This window comes from Armatimonadota bacterium, from assembly GCA_031459765.1.
GTDB classification, from domain to species: domain Bacteria; phylum Sysuimicrobiota; class Sysuimicrobiia; order Sysuimicrobiales; family Kaftiobacteriaceae; genus Kaftiobacterium; species Kaftiobacterium secundum.
On the sequence record JAVKHY010000014.1, the window covers coordinates 17,739 to 33,038 of the forward strand.

Genomic DNA, 15,300 nt, shown 5'->3' on the forward strand with positions numbered 1-15,300 from the left:
CCGAACAGGTCCCGGCCCCGATCCTCTGTCGGGGAGGGACACCGCCGTCGAACGCGTTGTACACTAGGAGCATCATGCCTCCCCCCGCCGCGATCCGCTGCGCCAGCTGCGGCCAGGACAACCCCCCCGAGGCGCGCTTCTGCATGCGCTGCGGGACGGCGCTCACCCGGCGGTGTCCGAACTGCGGAGCGACCAACACCCTCGCCGCCCAGTTCTGCGTGCGCTGCGGGGCGCCCCTGGCCCTGGCCGCGGGGACCGAGCGGCGGGTGCTGAGCGTCCTGTTCGCCGATCTGGTGGGATCCACACGATTGGTGCTGCGCACCGATCCCGAGCCGATGCGGGCCATCAGCGGGCACTACTACCGGGCGATGCGGGAGGAGGTCGGGCGGGTCGGCGGCGTGATTGAGAAGTACATCGGCGACGCGGTGATGGCCGTGTTCGGGCTGCCCACCGCGCACGAGGACGACGCCGACCGCGCGGTGCGCGCGGCCGTGGCGATGCAGCGGCGGATGGCCGATCTCAACGAGGCCCGGGGGCTGGACCTCCACCTGCGGGTGGGCATCGCCACCGGCGAAGTCATCGCCGATCCCAGCGCGGTCCAGGCCGGACAGTCCATGGTCACGGGGGAAGCCGTGAATCTGGCCTACCGGCTGCAGGAGCAGGCGCCCCCCGACGCCGTGGTCATCGACGAGCGCACCTTCCGCGCCCTGCGGCTGCACGGCGAGTTCAAACCGCTCCCGGCCGCCGACGACGAGTTCGCCGGGGTGCCCCGCTGGCAGGTGGTGATGATCGCCGAGGGCCAGAGGGCCAAGCGCCTGCGGGCGCCCCTGGTCGGTCGCGACGACGAACTGCAGTTCCTCCTGGCCCTGTACCACCGGGTGGTGGAAAGCAGCCGACAGCACATCGTCACGGTGATGGGCGCGGCCGGGGTGGGCAAGAGCCGGCTCGTCGAGGAGTTTGCCGCGCTGATCCGGGCCGAGTCCGCCCCGCCGCAGGTCCTGCGCGGGCGCTGTCCCTCCTACGGCGAGGGGCTGACGTACTGGCCGCTGGTGGAGATGGTCAGGCAAGAGTGCGGCATCACCGATACCGACGCCCCCGCCGAGATGCTGGAGAAACTGCGCGCCACCGCAGGCCGGGTGGTCGTCCCGATCCTGGGGGAGGAGGCGGCGGACACCATCACCGCCGACCTCGCGGCGCTGCTCGGGCTCTCCGCGGGCAGGGCCTACGAGACGATGTGGCGCGACCGGCTGAACGCGCTCAAGCAGGTCGCGGAGCACCCGGCCGGCGTCGACGTCCCGTCCGCCGGCCCGGGCCGGGGACCGGACGTGCTGATCCCCTCCGTGCGCGCCTTCTTCAACGCCCTGGCGCACCGTGCCCCGCTCGTACTGATCTTCGAGGATCTGCACTGGGCGCAGGAAAGTTTGCTGGACCTCCTTGAGCGCGTGGCCGTGGCCGGACCCGACGTGCCGATCCTCACCTTGTGTCTGTCGCGTCCCGAGCTGCTCGAACGACGGGCGACCTGGGGAGCGCGCCTGCCCAGCCACACGAGCCTGCAGCTCCAGCCCCTGCGCCAGGAGGTCGGCCGATCGCTGGTCTTCGAACTGCTGCATCGGGAGCCGCTGGCCGCCGAGGTGCGCGAGGCGATCCTGACCCGGGCCGAAGGCAACCCCTTCTACATCGAAGAGATCCTGCGCCGGTTGATCGAGGGCGGGGAACTGGTCCGCGTCGAGGGAGGGTGGCGCCTGGCGTCGCCGACGGTGGAGATCCGGATCCCGGACACGATCCACGGCATCCTAGCCTCGCGGCTGGATCTGCTCACGCCCGTCGAGAAACGCGTCATCCTGGACGCCTCCGTGGCCGGACGGGTCTTCTGGCTCAATGCGCTTGTGGCGATGGATGAGCTGCCCCGGGACGAAGTGGAGGCGGCGTTGCAGCGCCTGCAGGACCGCGATCTGGTCGTAGAACTGCGCGACGGGGGGGACCAGCGCCGGGTGCAGCAGCAATTCCTTCCCCTGCCCGACCCCACGCCCCGGCAGCTGGCGTTGCTGGAAGCCGGCGAGCACTGGCAGCCTGCGGCGCGCGCCGACCTGCTCGGATTGGCCCCCGGACCCGGAGAGCCGCGGCTCGCCGGCGAACGGGAATTCGCCTTCAAACACGCTCTGATCCGCGAGGTCGCCTACTCGCTGGTCCCCAAGCTGGCCCGCAGCGTCCGGCACCTGCGCTTCGCCGAATGGCTGAAGAACGCCACGCGCCGTCCGGTGGAGGAGATGCTCGGCGTCCTCGCCTACCACTACGAGCAGGCCTGGCGCAACGCCTTCGATACCGGCGACCGGGCGGAGGACCTAGCCCGCCGGGCGGTGCTGACCCTGCGGGCCGCCGGCACCCGCGCCATGCACCTGCGCACGCTGCCCGAGGCGCAGGGGCTCTACGAGCGGGCCCTGCACATCGTCCGACACGTCGGGTTGACCGCCGATCTGCCGCTGTACCTGGAGTTGCTGGTCGAGTACTCCGACGTCGTTAAATGGCTGCCGGCACCGAAGACGGTGTTCGAAGCCACGCAGACCGTGCTGGATCAGGCCCCGGCGCTGGGCCGGGACGACCTTGTGGCCCGGGCCTGGCTGAACCGGGCCTATGCCGAGTACGACAAGGGACGGCTGCAGGACGCCGATGCGGCACTGCGCCGGGCCCTGGAGATCTTCCGCCGGCTGGGGGACCGCCGGGGCGAGGCGGAGGCGCTGGAGGTGTTGGGCGGGGTGACCAGCGACCTCCGCGGGAGCCTCCGGATCGCCGAAGAGGCGTACCGACGGGTCCTTGAGGTGTACCGGGAGATGGGCGATGGGATGGGGGAGGCCAGAACCCTGGCCTGGCTGGGGCGCGCCCTGCTCGACGGCGGCCGGATCGCCGAGGCGAAGACGACGCTGGACGAGGCGCTGCGCCTGGGCCGGGCGCACCACGAGCGGATCTCGGAGGCCAAGGCGCTCTTCGGGCTGGCCATCATCGCCCATCTGGAAGGCCGGGCCGAGGAGTGTGTCGCCCTGCACCACAAAGTGATCAGGGTCGTCTCGGAGCTGGGAAATCCCTCCGATAAGGCGCCCATCCGCCGCCATCTGGCGATGCACTACCTGCGCCACGGCAAGACCGCCGAGGCGGAGGAGGAGATCCGCAAGGCGCTGGCCGTACGGCGCCAGCACGGTCTGACGTCGGACCACCCCAACTTTCTCCGGACGCAGGCCGAGGTCGCCCTGGCCAAGGGCGAGCTGCTGGCTGCGGCCGACCTGGCCGAGCGGGCCCTCGGCCTCCTGGGGGAGTGGGACAACGTCTCCCGGCCGACCCATCGCGCCACGCTGGCCCGCATCCGCGCCGCCCAGGGGCGGCTGAACGAGGCCGAAGCACTGTTCCGCGCCAGCGTCGCCGATCTCGAGGTCCAGGAGTACCGCATCGACTTCGCCCTGGTCCTGATGAAATACGGCGAAGCCCTGGGCCGACGCGAGATGCTGGAGCGCGCCCGCTCGGAGTTCGCCGCCATGGGCGCCGCCTACTTCGTTCAGGCCATCGACCGCACCCTGGAGGAACTCCCGCCGACGCCGGCCCGCTCCCCCGGCGGGGCCTGAAGTTCTCGGCCCGGAATTCCGTTCGGGTCGCACTCCCTCGCCGCGGACAGCGCCGGCACATATGAGCGCCCGAGAACTTTTCCGCCCCTTCCCCGGCACGCGCTGTCGGGCGCCCCGCTTCATCGGAAGAAGGGGAGGAGGAGCCTGCGACGTGAGGTAATTGTGTTTTCATTCAGTGGATTCGGAGCGCGCAATCACTTCAGAACAACACCTCCCGGTTGCCGGTCCCCTGGTGCCTGCCCCCGGGGCGGCGGTGCGCCGGCCGCCGACGGTGTGGCGGCGCCTGCGGGCCAATCCCTCGGCGCTGCTGGGCCTGGTGGTGATCGGACTGGTCGTCGTCCTGGCCCTGCTCGCGCCGTGGGTGGCGCCCTACGATCCGGCGGAGCAGTTCTTCGACGGGCTCACCCTGGAAGGACGGCCGCTCCCGCCCAACGCCCGGTTCTACCTGGGCACCGACCTGCTGGGGCGCGATCTGCTCTCCCGGCTCATCTACGGGGCGCGGGTCAGCCTGCTGATCGGCGTGGCGGCGAACGTCGCGGCGCTGTCCATCGGCACGGCCATCGGGACCGTCGCCGGCTACTTCCGGGGGTGGACGGCCACGGTCTTCATGCGCTTCACCGACCTGATGATGGCCTTCCCCGCCCTCATTCTGGCCATCGCCCTGGCCGCCATCCTCCGTCCGAGTCTGTGGATCGTGGCCCTGGTCATCGGCATGGTGAACTGGGTGTGGATCGCCCGCGTCGTCTACAGCCAGGTCCTGGCCATCAGCGGGCGCGAGTTCATCGACGCCGCGCGGGCCCTGGGCGTGCCCACCCCGCGCATCTTCTGGCGGCATCTGTTCCCCCACCTGCTGCCGACGCTGTTGGTCTGGGGGACGCTCGGCATCTCCACCACCGTGATGTTCGAAGCGGCCCTCTCCTTCCTCGGCGTCGGCGTGCGCCCGCCGACTCCCAGCTGGGGAGGCGCGATCAACGAGAGCCAGTCCTACTTCCTGGAGGCGCCCTGGCTGGTGGCCTTCCCGGGCGCGGCCATCCTGCTCACCTCGCTGGCCTTCAACCTGGTGGGTGACGCGCTGCGCGACGCCCTGGACCCGACGCTGCGGGGGAGGCGCTGAGACCACCGTGGGCGCCTACCTGCTCCGCCGGTTGACCCAGTCGGTGTTGATCCTGCTCGGCGTGACCTTCGTCACCTTCCTCTTGCTGTACGCCCTGCCGGCCGATCCGGCCCGGATGATCGCCGGCCGCAGCGCTACGGCCGACACCGTGGAACGCATCCGCGCCGAACTGGGATTGGACCGGCCGCTGCTGGTGCAATATGGGCGCTACCTGGCGCGGCTGGCGCAGGGCGACCTCGGGCGGTCCTACGCCCAGAAGGTCGAGGTGGAAGCGCTGCTGGCCTCGCGGCTGGGCGCGACTTTCCTGCTGATGGTCGGGGGTATCGCGGTCGAGCTGCTCATCGGGCTGCCGGCCGGCACGCTCGCCGCGGTCCGCCGGCAGGGGGCCTTCGACCGGACGGTGATGGTCGGCGCCTTCCTGGGGGTCTCCGCCCCGCAGTTCGCCGTCGGCCTCCTCCTCCTGTACCTGCTGGCCTACAAGTGGCCGCTCTTCCCGCTGGGCGGATACGGGTCCCTGGCGCACCTGATCCTGCCCGCGGTCACGCTGGGGATCGCCGGAGGAGGCTGGTACGCGCGCATGATGCGCTCGGCGATGCTGGACGTCATCCACCAGGACTACGTGCGCACGGCGCGGGCCAAGGGGGCGGGCGAGGGACGGGTGATCGGCAAACACGCCCTGCGCAACGCCCTGCTGCCGGTGGTCTCGATGGTCGGGCTCGATTTCGGGACGTTCATGGGAGGGGTGGTGGTGGTGGAGTCGGTCTTCAGCTGGCCGGGCATCGGCCAGCTGGCCTGGCAGGCCATCCAGATCGTGGATATCCCCGTGATCATGGGGGTGGTGCTGGTCTCCGCCACCGCCATCCTGCTGGGCAACCTGCTGGCCGACCTCGTCTATCCGCTGCTCGATCCCAAGATCCGGTACAGCTGACCGGAAATCCACCTGGGGAGGTGAAGGAATGAAGAAGGGATGGCTGGTGATCATCGTGGCGCTCGCCCTGCTGGTGCCGTCGGGGCCGCCGACGTGGGGCCAGGGACGGACCACGATGGTCGTCACCTTCAAGGACGACGTCAGCACGCTCGATCCGGCCATCGGCTACGACTGGCAGAACTGGTCGATCATTAAGTCCATCGCCGACGGCCTCATGGACTACGAGCCGGCGACGACGACCCTCGTCCCGCATCTGGCGGAATCCTACACCGTCTCGCCCAACGGCCGGACCTACACCTTCCGGCTGCGCCGCGGCGTGCGCTTCCACAACGGCCGCGAGGTGGTGGCCGATGATGTGAAGTACACGCTGGAGCGGGTGCTCAACCCCAAGACCCAGAGCCCCGGCGCGGGCTTCTACGGCGGCATCCGGGGCGCCGGCGCCTTCAGCGAAGGCAAAGCGAAGGAGGTCGCCGGGATCAAGGTCGTGGACAAGTACACCGTGGCCATCACCCTGGACAAGCCCAACGCCGCCTTCCTGCACACCATGGCTCTCAACTTCAGCCACGTCGTGCCGAAAGAGGAGGTGGCGAAACTCGGCGCGGACTTCGGGCATAAACCGGTGGGCACCGGCGCCTTCCGGGTCAAGGAGTGGGTGCTCGGCCAGCGCCTGGTCCTGGAACGCAACCCGACCTACTTCCTGAAGGGGCGGCCCTTCCTGGACGAGATCGTCTTCCAGGTGGGCGTGGAGCCCAACGTGGCGTTCCTGCGCCTGCAGCGCGGCGAGGTGGACATCCTCGGCGACGGCATCCCCTCCGCCGACTTCGTCAGGGTCATGGCCGACCCCCGACTGCGCAGGCTCGTCGCCGTCGGCGACCAGCTGCAGACGGGCTACGTGACGATCAACACCCAGGTCGAGCCCCTCAACGACGTGCGCATCCGGCGGGCGCTGAACATGGCCATCGACAAAACCCGCATCGTCCGCATCATCAACAACCGGGCCGCTCCGGCCAACCAGATCCTGCCCCCGCTCATGCCCGGCTACGACAAGGACTACAAGGGCTACCCCTTCGACCGCGAGCAGGCGAAGAAACTGCTGGCCGAAGCCGGGTACCCCAACGGTTTCCGCACCACCCTGTACGCCAACAACACCGACCCCAACCCGCGAATCGCCCAGGCCATCCAGCAGGACCTGGCCGCCATCGGCGTGCGGGTGGAACTGAAGACGCTGGCCCAGAGCACGGTGATCGAGGCCGGCGGCACGAAGGGTGGGGCGCCGCTGATCTGGTCGGGCGGCATGGCCTGGATCGCCGACTACCCCGACCCGAACAACTTCTACTGGCCGATCCTCTCCTGCGCCGCGCTGGCGCCCGGGACCTGGAACTGGGCGTGGTACTGCAACCGGGAGGTGGAGAAGATGGTGGAAGAGGCCGACGCCATGGTGCAGCCCGCCCAGGCCGCGGCACGGTCGGCCCGGTTCCGGCAGATCTACCGGAAGATCATGGACGACGCGCCCTGGATCCCCATCTTCAACGAGCGGCGGTACACCATGCACAGCGCGCGGCTGGGCGGGGTGAAGGGGATCTTCGTCGACCCGATCCACATCCCGGTGCACTACGACGAGGTGCGGGTGCTGACGCGATGACCCACCGCACGATCCACGGCGAGCGCCACCACTTCGGGTGGAACAACGCCTTCGAGCCGGTGCTGCGCGCCGCGCCGGGCGAGGTCATCGCCTTCGAGGTGGTGGATGCGAGTGGCGGACAACTGAACCGGTCTTCCACCGTGGCGGACGTGGCGGCGCTGGATTTCGCCCGCGTGAACCCGGTAACCGGCCCTGTCCACATCGAGGGGGCCGTGCCGGGGGACGCGCTGCTCGTGGAGATCCTCGATTTTGAGACCAGCGGCTGGGGCTGGACCGCGATCATCCCCGGCTTCGGCCTGCTGGCGGAGGAGTTCCCGAAGCCGTTCCTGCACATCTCGCACTACGGGGCCGGGGGCGTCGAGTTCGCCCCCGGCATCCGCCTTCCCGTGCGCCCCTTCCCGGGCACGATCGGCGTGGCCCCCGCCGCCCCGGGGCTCCACTCCGTGGTCCCTCCGCGGGAGGTCGGCGGCAACATGGACATCCGCGACCTGACCCGGGGCGCCAGGCTCTGGCTGCCCGTGCAGGTTCCCGGCGCCCTGTTCTCCGTCGGCGACACCCACGCCGCGCAGGGCGACGGCGAAGTCTGCGGCACGGCGGTCGAATCGCCGATGACGATCCGGTTGCGGTTCGATCTGATGAAGGCGGCGCATTTGCGCCGCCCGCAGTTTGCGTGTGAGAGGGCTCCAACACGCCACGGCGATGAGCGCGGCTATCACGCCACGACCGGGATTGCTCCCGATTTGATGGTCGCGGCCAAAGACGCCGTGCGGGATATGATCGATTACCTGGACCGGGAGTATCGGCTCGCACCCGAACTGGCCTACGCCCTGTGCAGCGTGGCCGTGGACCTGAGGATCAGCGAGGTGGTGGATCAGCCGAACTGGGTCGTCTCCGCGTACCTGCCCAAGGCGATCTTCGCCTGATGGCGCCGCGAGGCGCGAAGCGCCGCAGCGACTTCATGTCTCGGCTCCGCGGGGGTCCACCGTGCCGCGCATCGCCCCGAAGACGGGGGGACGACAGGAGGACCGCCGGTGACCGCACGCTTTGACATCCTCGAGCAGTTCATCCAGGAGAAGATGGCCGAGACGCACCTGCCCGGGCTGAGCATTGCCCTGGTCGAGCGCGGAGAGACCGTCTACGCCCGCGGATTCGGCTTCCGCGACGGCGAGCGGGGTCTTCCGGCCACCCCGCGCACCCTGTACGGCATCGGGAGCGTGACGAAGTCCTTCACCTGCCTGGCGATCATGCAACTGCAGGAGCGGGGGAAACTGCGTGTGGATGATCCGGTGGACCGCTACCTCCCGCTCAGGGTGAAGCCGTTCGGCCGGCCGATCACGCTGCACCACTTCATGACCCACAGCAGCGGCATCCCGGCCCTGGCCTACGCCGAGGCGGTGATCCGGCACGCCGCAGGCGCGTCCGACACCTACCTCCCCATCGCCAGTGACGAGGACATGCTGACCTTCGTCAACGGGGCGGAGGACTGGGTCCATTCGCCGCCGGGAGCGCGGTGGTTCTACCTGAACGAGGGCTACATCCTGCTCGGGGCGGTGATCGAGAAGGTCAGCGGGCAGTCCTACGCCGACTATCTGCAGGAGCACATTCTCGATCCGCTCGGGATGAAGCACACGCACCTCCGCAAGGAGCGCGTGGAGGCCGAGCCCGACGTGGCCGTCCCCTATGTCATCACGAAGGACAAGACCCAGGTACCCTCGCGATACCTCTACGGGCGCCTGACCAGCGACGGCGGACTGATCAGCAGCGTGGAAGACATGATCCGGTACGTCGGGATGTTCCTGCAGGGCGGGCGGACCGCGGAAGGCCGCCTGGCGAGCGCCGCGTCCCTGGCCGCGATGACGACCGGATACGTAGACCTCCCGCCGGAGGTCTATCCGGCGGACGCCCGCCGACCTATCGGCAAGTACGGGTATGGGATCAGCATCTACCCGGGCTTTTTCGGCCACACCCTGATCGGCCACGGGGGCAGCGTCCTGGTCAGCACGGCGCACCTGGCCTTCGTGCCCGAGCGCGAAGTCGGCGTGATGGTCCTGGCCAACGGCAGCGGCTATCCGATGGCCCACATCGCGGGGTTCGCCCTGGCCGTGCTGCTCGGGGAAGACCCCTGGACCCTGCCCGGCATCAGGGAGGAACGGGCCCTGGAACGCCTCACCGGACGGTACGAGACCTATCGCGGAACCTACGGCGGCACGGTGAAGCGGGCGGGAGACTTTCTCATCCTGGAGATCAAGAACCGACTCCTTGAACAGTCGGTACCGCTTGTCCCCGTGTCCCTCGAACCGGAGCGGGCCCGCTTCTTCACCCTGGCCCTCGGCCGCCGCCTGATGGTGGAGTTCGAGATCCGCGACGGGGGCGTGGACCTGATCTACGAGCGGTACAGGATGCGCCGCACCGGAAGCATCTAGGGGCGCCGCATCCGCCGCCTGGAACGCTGGGAGGAGATGCGCCGCGCGCCGGAACGGGTCCGACCGCGGCCCCCCGTCCGTCCGGTTCTCCTCCGCACCACCTCCCCGGACGGCGAGGCGGCGGCGCCGTAGGCCCGCAGCCCGGCGGGCGTCACGTATCCCTCGGCGAGATCCCGGGCGATGGCGGCCACGGATCGGCGCCGCGGGTCGCTGAACCCGCTGCCCCCCGACGACTCGACGACAATGACGTCGCCGGGATCGCGGAGCTCCACCAGGGTGGTGGTACCGCGGCCGTTGCGGACGGTTCTTCCCTTCGCGGTGAAGCGGGCCGGGCCGCCCGGCAGCCCGCCGAGCAGGCCGGCCACCGGCGCCCCCATCCCATGGGGGAGGATGTTGACCAGCACCGGAGGCCCGGGAGCGACCTTGCGCAGGATCAGACGTTGCCCCAGCCCTCCGCGGTGCAGGCCGGGGCCGCCCGAGTCGGGGATCAACTCCTTGCGCTCCACGAGCAGCGGCGTGCGCTGCTCGAACATCTCCACGGGCACGTTGCCGGCCGAGGTCGGGTACATGAGGGCGGCATGGCCGTCGCCGTGGCGGCTGGCGCCCTGGCCGCCGCCGAACATGATGTGGTCGTTGAAGGTGCGCCCGCGGGCGTCGCGGCCGTAGGCCGTGCCGGAGGCCGGCAACCCGGTAAAGGCCTGAACCCGGTCCGGCAGCATCGGCGCCAGGGCGCGGAAGATCGCCGGGCCGCAGAACCATCCCACCATCGTCCGCTGGTTGACGGCGGCGGGGTGGCGGGCGTTCAGCACGCTGCCCTCCGGCGCACGGACGTGGAGCGGCCGGAAACACCCGGCGTTGCTGGGGATCTCCGGCGTGAGGATCGACTTCAGGGCGTAGACGGTGTGGGCCGCGGCGTAGGAGTAGGTACAGTTCACGCCGCCCATGGGCAGCTCCGGCGGCACCTCCACCCAGTCCACGGTCAGTTCGTCGCCCCGGACGATGACGTCGCACCCCAGGCGCAGCCGCGTCCCGGCCGCGTCCAGCTCCACCTCGCCGTGGTAGGTGCCGTCGGGCACCAGGGCAATGGCCCGGCGCATCGCCGCCTCCGCCCGGTCCTGCACCTCCCGGGCCAGCGGCTCCAGGGTGTCCAGCCGGTACTCGTCCATGAAGGCCAGCAGACGCTCCGCACCCACCCGGTTGGCGCCCACCTGGGCCTGGATGTCGCCGAAGACCATCTCGGGGTTGCGGACGTTGCTGCGGATCAAGGCGGCCAGGTCGTCGTTGAGCGCGCCGCCCCGGTACAGCTTGAGCGGAGGAATCTGCAGCCCTTCCTCATAGACCTCGCGCGCCCGCCAGGAGTCCTTCGTCCCCCCGATATCGGAGCAGTGGGCGATGGAGCCCACCAGGCCCACGAGCCGGCCGCGGCGGTGCACGGGGGTGACCACGGCGAGATCGAAGAGGTGGCCGGCGCACACCCAGGGGTCGTTGGTGACCAGCACGTCGCCGTCCTCGAGGGTGGGGCCGGGGAAGAACTCCAGCAGCGCCCTGACGGCCCGGGGGAGCGTCAGGTTGAACACGGGCATCGACCGCGGCGAGTGGGCGATGGAGTTCGCCCCGGCGTCCAGGAGTTCGCAGCCGAAGTCCTGCGCCTCGCCGATGATCGTGGAGAAGGCCGTGCGCCAGATCGTCACCCAGCACTCCTCGGTGATGTTGATCAGGCGGCTCCACATGATCTCCAGGGAGACGGGGTCGAAGGCGGTCATCCCGTCGCTCCCGTGGATCGCGCCGACATCTCGGCCGTCGCCGACGCGCCCCTCCCCACCGTGATCACGAGGTTCTGCTGCGCATCGACCGTGAGCACATCCCCCGCCCAGACGAGGGTCGTGGCCTCCGCTTCCTCCACGACGGCGGGCCCGGGGATCTGCCGTCCGGCTTCCAGCGCGTAGCGGTCGTACACGGGCACCTCGACAAACCGCTCCTCCTCCGGGAGGTAGATGGGGCGCCGCCGGGGCGCGCCCCGCCGAGCCGGCAGGGCCGGCACCCGCATGTCCACCCGGGAGGGCTCCCCGGTGACGAGGACGCGCCAGTTCAGGGCCTGCACAGGGTAGCCTTCCAGGACGATGCCGTACAGCCGCAGGTACTCGCGGTCGAACCGCGACCGCAGCTCCTCGGCGGCCCGGTCGTCCACCGGCCTGGGCACGGGGACCTCGATGTCGTGGAACTGGCCGGCGTAGCGCATCTCGGCCCGGCGCTCGATCCGCGCGCCGTCGGCAAAGACGCCGGCGCCGGCGACCATCTCCAGGGCCTGCGCTTCCATCGAGACCAGCAGCGCCTCCACCGCCCGCCAGTCCATCTCCTGCAGTTCGCCGGCCAGGGAGTGGCCGAGGTCCACGCCGGGGGAGGCGGCGAGTAGCCCGACGGCGGAGGCTACTCCGGAGGCCGGGGGGATGATGACCTCACGCATCCCGAGCAGCCGCGCCACTCGGGCGGCCGTCGCCGGCCCGGCACCGCCGAACCCCACCAGCGTGAACCGCCGCGGATCCTGACCCCGCTCGATCAGGTAGAGCCGCGCGGCCTGGGCCATCCGTTCGCAGACGATGGCCATGATGCCCCAGGCCGTCCGGACGGGATCCAGCCCGAGCGGCCGCCCGGCCCGTTCGATCGCCTCGCGCGCGGCGGAGGCGTCCAGCGGCATCGTCCCGCCGAGAAACGAGCGCGGATCGAAATACCCCAGGAGGACACAGGCGTCGGTGACCGTGGCCTCCTTCCCGCCGCGAGCGTAACAGGCCGGTCCGGGATCGGCCCCCGCGCTGTCCGGCCCCACCTGCAGCAGTCCCATGGCGCCGGTCCGGGCGATCGAACCTCCGCCGGCGCCGATCTCCACCATGTCCACGACGGGCGTCTTGACCGGCAGCCCCGAGCCGGGTTTGAACCGGTGCACGCGGGCCACCTCCATCGCGGGGGCGACCTTCGGCCGGCCGTCCTGGACCAGCGAGATCTTGGCCGTCGTCCCGCCCATGTCGAAGGCGACCACCTCCCGGCGGCCGGCGCCGGCGCCGACGTAGCCCGCGATGAGCGCCCCGGCGGCCGGCCCGGACTCCAGCAGGCGCACGGGGAAGGCCCGGGCCACGGCGGGGGTGACCAGGGTCCCCGAGGAGAGCATGAGCAGCAGGCGGCCGGCGAAGCCCTCCTCCTGCAGCGCCGTCTCCATGCGCCGGAGGTACCGGTCCACCAGCGGCAGCACGTAGGCGTTGGCCACCGTCGTCGAGGTGCGCTCGTACTCCCTGATCTCCGGCACGACCTCGCTGCTGATGCACACGGGGAGGTGGGGAAACTCCCGGGCGATGAGGGCCTTTACCTGCCGCTCGTGGTCGGGGTTCTTGTAGGCGTGGAGGAAGCTCACCGCCACCGCCTCAACGCCCTCCGCCACGAGCGCCGCCACGCGCCGCCGGGTCAGACGCAGATCGACGGGCCGGAGCACCGCGCCGTCGCGCGTTACGCGCTCCGGGATCTCCACCCGCCAGCGGCGGGGGACCAGCGGCTCCGGATAGCGCAGGAAGAGGTCGTAGATGTCGTAGCGCTGCTCCCGGCCCGTCTCCAGCGTATCGCGGAATCCGGCGGTGGTCAGCAGCGCGGTGCGCGCGCCCCGGCGCTCGATGATGGCGTTGGTGACCAGCGTCGTGGCGTGGATGAGGAGCGTGATCCGGGCCGGCGTGATCCCCGCGGCGCGGCAGATCTCCCCCACGCCCCGGAGCGCGCCCCGCGCCGGATCGTCCGGAGTGGTCAGCACCTTGTGCAGGCGGATCGCTCCCGTCGCCTCCTCGAGGAGGACGAGATCGGTGAAAGTGCCGCCGATGTCGAGGCCGAGGCGGTAGACGGACGGAGCCATGGTCAGCGCGGCGCGCTCCAGCTCACGGCCTGCAGCCCCACCAGGCGGTCCACGATCAGGACGATGGCCACGCTCATCAGCACGCTCACGGTGGACACCGCCGCCGCCGCCGGGTCGAAGGAGAAGCGGAGGTAGTCGAACAGCTGGATGGGCAGCGTGGTGTTGCCCACGCTGACCAGGAGCAGCGAGATCGGGAACTGGTCGAAGGACGTGATGAAGGCGAACAGCGCGCCCGAGATCACCGCTCCCTTGATCAGGGGCAGCGTGATGCGGCGAAAGGTGGTCAGCGGACCGGCGCCCAGCGACCGCGCCGCCTCCTCCAGGGAGCGATCGAAGCCGGCCAGGACCGCGGACACGGTAAGGAAGACGTAGGGCAGGGAGACCAGGGTGTGCCCGATGAGCAGGGCGCGCATCCCCCGCGTGCCGATGCCCGTAGCCAGGAAGAAGATGAGGAGCGCGATGCCGGTGAGGATGGCCGGGAACTGCAGCGGGGCCACGATGGCCAGGCGCAACAGATCGCGGAAACGGGCCGCGTGGCGCACGACGTAGAGCGCCGCCATCGTGCCCAGCACCGTGCTCAGCACGGTGACCCAGCCGGCGAGCTTGAGGCTGAACAGGAAGCTGCGCAGGAACGGCTCGGTCTCCGCGGCCCGGATGAACCAGCGCAGGGAGAAACCCTGGGGCGGGAAGGCTAGGTAGTTGCCCGCGTTCAGAGCGGCCAGGATCACGATCACGATGGGCACGATCAGGAAGAGGTAGACGCCGGTGACGGCCAGGCTGAGCCAGACGCCCCGCGCGGTCATGCCCGCGTCCACCTCATCGCCCGGCCCATCGCCCGCAGGAAGAGCGCCACGACCGTGGCCGTGAGACCGAAGAAGACCATGGACAGGGCGGAGCCCAGCGGCCAGTTGAAGGCGTCCAGCAGCGTCTGCACGATGAGCATGGGCATCACGATGATGTTGCTGGCGCCGAGCAGGATGGGGATGACGTAGGAGCTGACCGCCAGGACGAAGACCAGCAGGGCCCCGGCCTGCACCCCGGGCAGGGACAGAGGCCAGATCACCCGGCGGAAGGCCTGCCAGGGCGAGGCGCCCAGCGACCGCGCGGCCTGGACCAGATCCGGCGAGATGTTCTGCAGGGCGCCGGCGACGGAGAGGGCCATGAAGGGGACAAAGACGTGCACCAGCCCAACGACGATGCCCGCCGGGGTCCCGATCAGGATGAGTTCGCGCCCGGTCAGCCAGTGCACCGCCTGGTTGACCAGCCCCACCCGCCCGAGCAGGATCAGCCAGGCAAAGCCGCGGACGACGACGCTGACCAGCAGCGGCGAGATGATGAGCATCAGCAGCCAGCGCTTCCGCCGCGGCGGGGCGTAGGTGAGGTGATAGGCCAGGGGGTAGCCCAGCAGCAGCGTCAGGACCGTGGTCAGCCCGGCCAGCCAGAAGGTCCGGTAGAGGACCCGCCAGTGAAATTCGTCCCACACCGCCTGGACATAGTTGTGGACGGTGAAGACGGGCAGGTAGGCCCCGACGGAGGGCTTCACGAGGAAGCTCATCCGCACCATGTTCAGGTAGGGCACCACGAAGAACACCAGGAGCAGCAGCAGGGTGGGCAGGATGAGCAGCCCGGTGGCCGGCCGGCGGATCGCCGCCCGACGGCCCGAAGACGAAGTCTCCAGCACCTCCACGGCGCC

Annotated in this window: 10 protein-coding genes; 6 read left to right on the forward strand and 4 right to left on the reverse strand. The window is 70.3% G+C overall.

Features of this window, described 5'->3' with window-relative positions; translation table 11 throughout:
- Nucleotides 1-74: 74 nt before the first annotated feature.
- From QN141_12470 to QN141_12495, 6 genes are all read left to right on the forward strand, one after another.
- Nucleotides 75-3,611 (forward strand): AAA family ATPase, encoded by a 3,537-nt coding sequence (locus QN141_12470; protein MDR7559290.1) that lies wholly within the window; start codon nt 75-77, stop codon nt 3,609-3,611.
- A 232-nt stretch (nt 3,612-3,843) separates the two neighbouring features.
- Nucleotides 3,844-4,725 carry an ABC transporter permease gene (locus QN141_12475; protein MDR7559291.1) on the forward strand — a complete coding sequence of 294 codons (882 nt, stop codon included), beginning with the start codon at nt 3,844-3,846 and terminating at the stop codon, nt 4,723-4,725.
- Between the two features lie 7 nt (nt 4,726-4,732).
- Nucleotides 4,733-5,653 (forward strand): ABC transporter permease, encoded by a 921-nt coding sequence (locus tag QN141_12480; GenBank protein ID MDR7559292.1) that lies wholly within the window; start codon nt 4,733-4,735, stop codon nt 5,651-5,653.
- 28 nt (nt 5,654-5,681) lie between these two features.
- The gene (locus QN141_12485; GenBank protein ID MDR7559293.1) at nt 5,682-7,295 is read left to right on the forward strand and encodes an ABC transporter substrate-binding protein; all 1,614 of its coding nucleotides are present in this window, start codon (nt 5,682-5,684) and stop codon (nt 7,293-7,295) included.
- Entirely contained in the window at nt 7,292-8,218 is a 927-nt protein-coding gene (locus tag QN141_12490; GenBank protein MDR7559294.1) for an acetamidase/formamidase family protein, read from the forward strand. Before QN141_12485 ends, QN141_12490 begins: the two co-directional genes overlap by 4 nt.
- A gap of 108 nt (nt 8,219-8,326) precedes the next feature.
- Entirely contained in the window at nt 8,327-9,718 is a 1,392-nt protein-coding gene (locus QN141_12495; protein MDR7559295.1) for a serine hydrolase, read from the forward strand.
- On the opposite strand, the gene QN141_12500 is transcribed toward QN141_12495, so the two are convergent.
- From QN141_12500 to QN141_12515, 4 genes are read right to left on the reverse strand one after another with little or no spacing between them, the layout of a single operon-like run.
- A complete protein-coding gene (locus tag QN141_12500) occupies nt 9,715-11,481 on the reverse strand; it encodes a hydantoinase B/oxoprolinase family protein (GenBank protein ID MDR7559296.1) in 1,767 nt (588 codons plus the stop codon). The two genes, QN141_12495 and QN141_12500, sit on opposite strands and share 4 nt — an antisense overlap.
- Complete coding sequence (locus QN141_12505) at nt 11,478-13,607, reverse strand: hydantoinase/oxoprolinase family protein (protein MDR7559297.1); 2,130 nt, start codon at nt 13,605-13,607, stop codon at nt 11,478-11,480. The genes QN141_12500 and QN141_12505 overlap by 4 nt, the downstream gene beginning before the upstream one ends.
- A gap of 2 nt (nt 13,608-13,609) precedes the next feature.
- Nucleotides 13,610-14,410, reverse strand: a complete 801-nt coding sequence (locus tag QN141_12510) for an ABC transporter permease (protein ID MDR7559298.1) — start codon at nt 14,408-14,410, stop codon at nt 13,610-13,612.
- Nucleotides 14,407-15,294: an ABC transporter permease gene (locus tag QN141_12515; GenBank protein ID MDR7559299.1), complete on the reverse strand. Its 888-nt coding sequence runs from the start codon at nt 15,292-15,294 to the stop codon at nt 14,407-14,409. Before QN141_12515 ends, QN141_12510 begins: the two co-directional genes overlap by 4 nt.
- Nucleotides 15,295-15,300 lie beyond the last annotated feature (6 nt).

Excerpts from the sequence above, each read along its gene's own strand:
- QN141_12470 (MDR7559290.1), top strand. The coding sequence starts at position 75 with ATGCCTCCCCCCGCCGCGATCCGCTGCGCCAGCTGCGGCCAGGACAAC.
- QN141_12510 (MDR7559298.1), bottom strand. The coding sequence starts at position 14,410 with ATGACCGCGCGGGGCGTCTGGCTCAGCCTGGCCGTCACCGGCGTCTAC.
- QN141_12505 (MDR7559297.1), bottom strand. The coding sequence starts at position 13,607 with ATGGCTCCGTCCGTCTACCGCCTCGGCCTCGACATCGGCGGCACTTTC.
- QN141_12500 (MDR7559296.1), bottom strand. The coding sequence starts at position 11,481 with ATGACCGCCTTCGACCCCGTCTCCCTGGAGATCATGTGGAGCCGCCTG.
- QN141_12490 (MDR7559294.1), top strand. The coding sequence starts at position 7,292 with ATGACCCACCGCACGATCCACGGCGAGCGCCACCACTTCGGGTGGAAC.
- QN141_12485 (MDR7559293.1), top strand. The coding sequence starts at position 5,682 with ATGAAGAAGGGATGGCTGGTGATCATCGTGGCGCTCGCCCTGCTGGTG.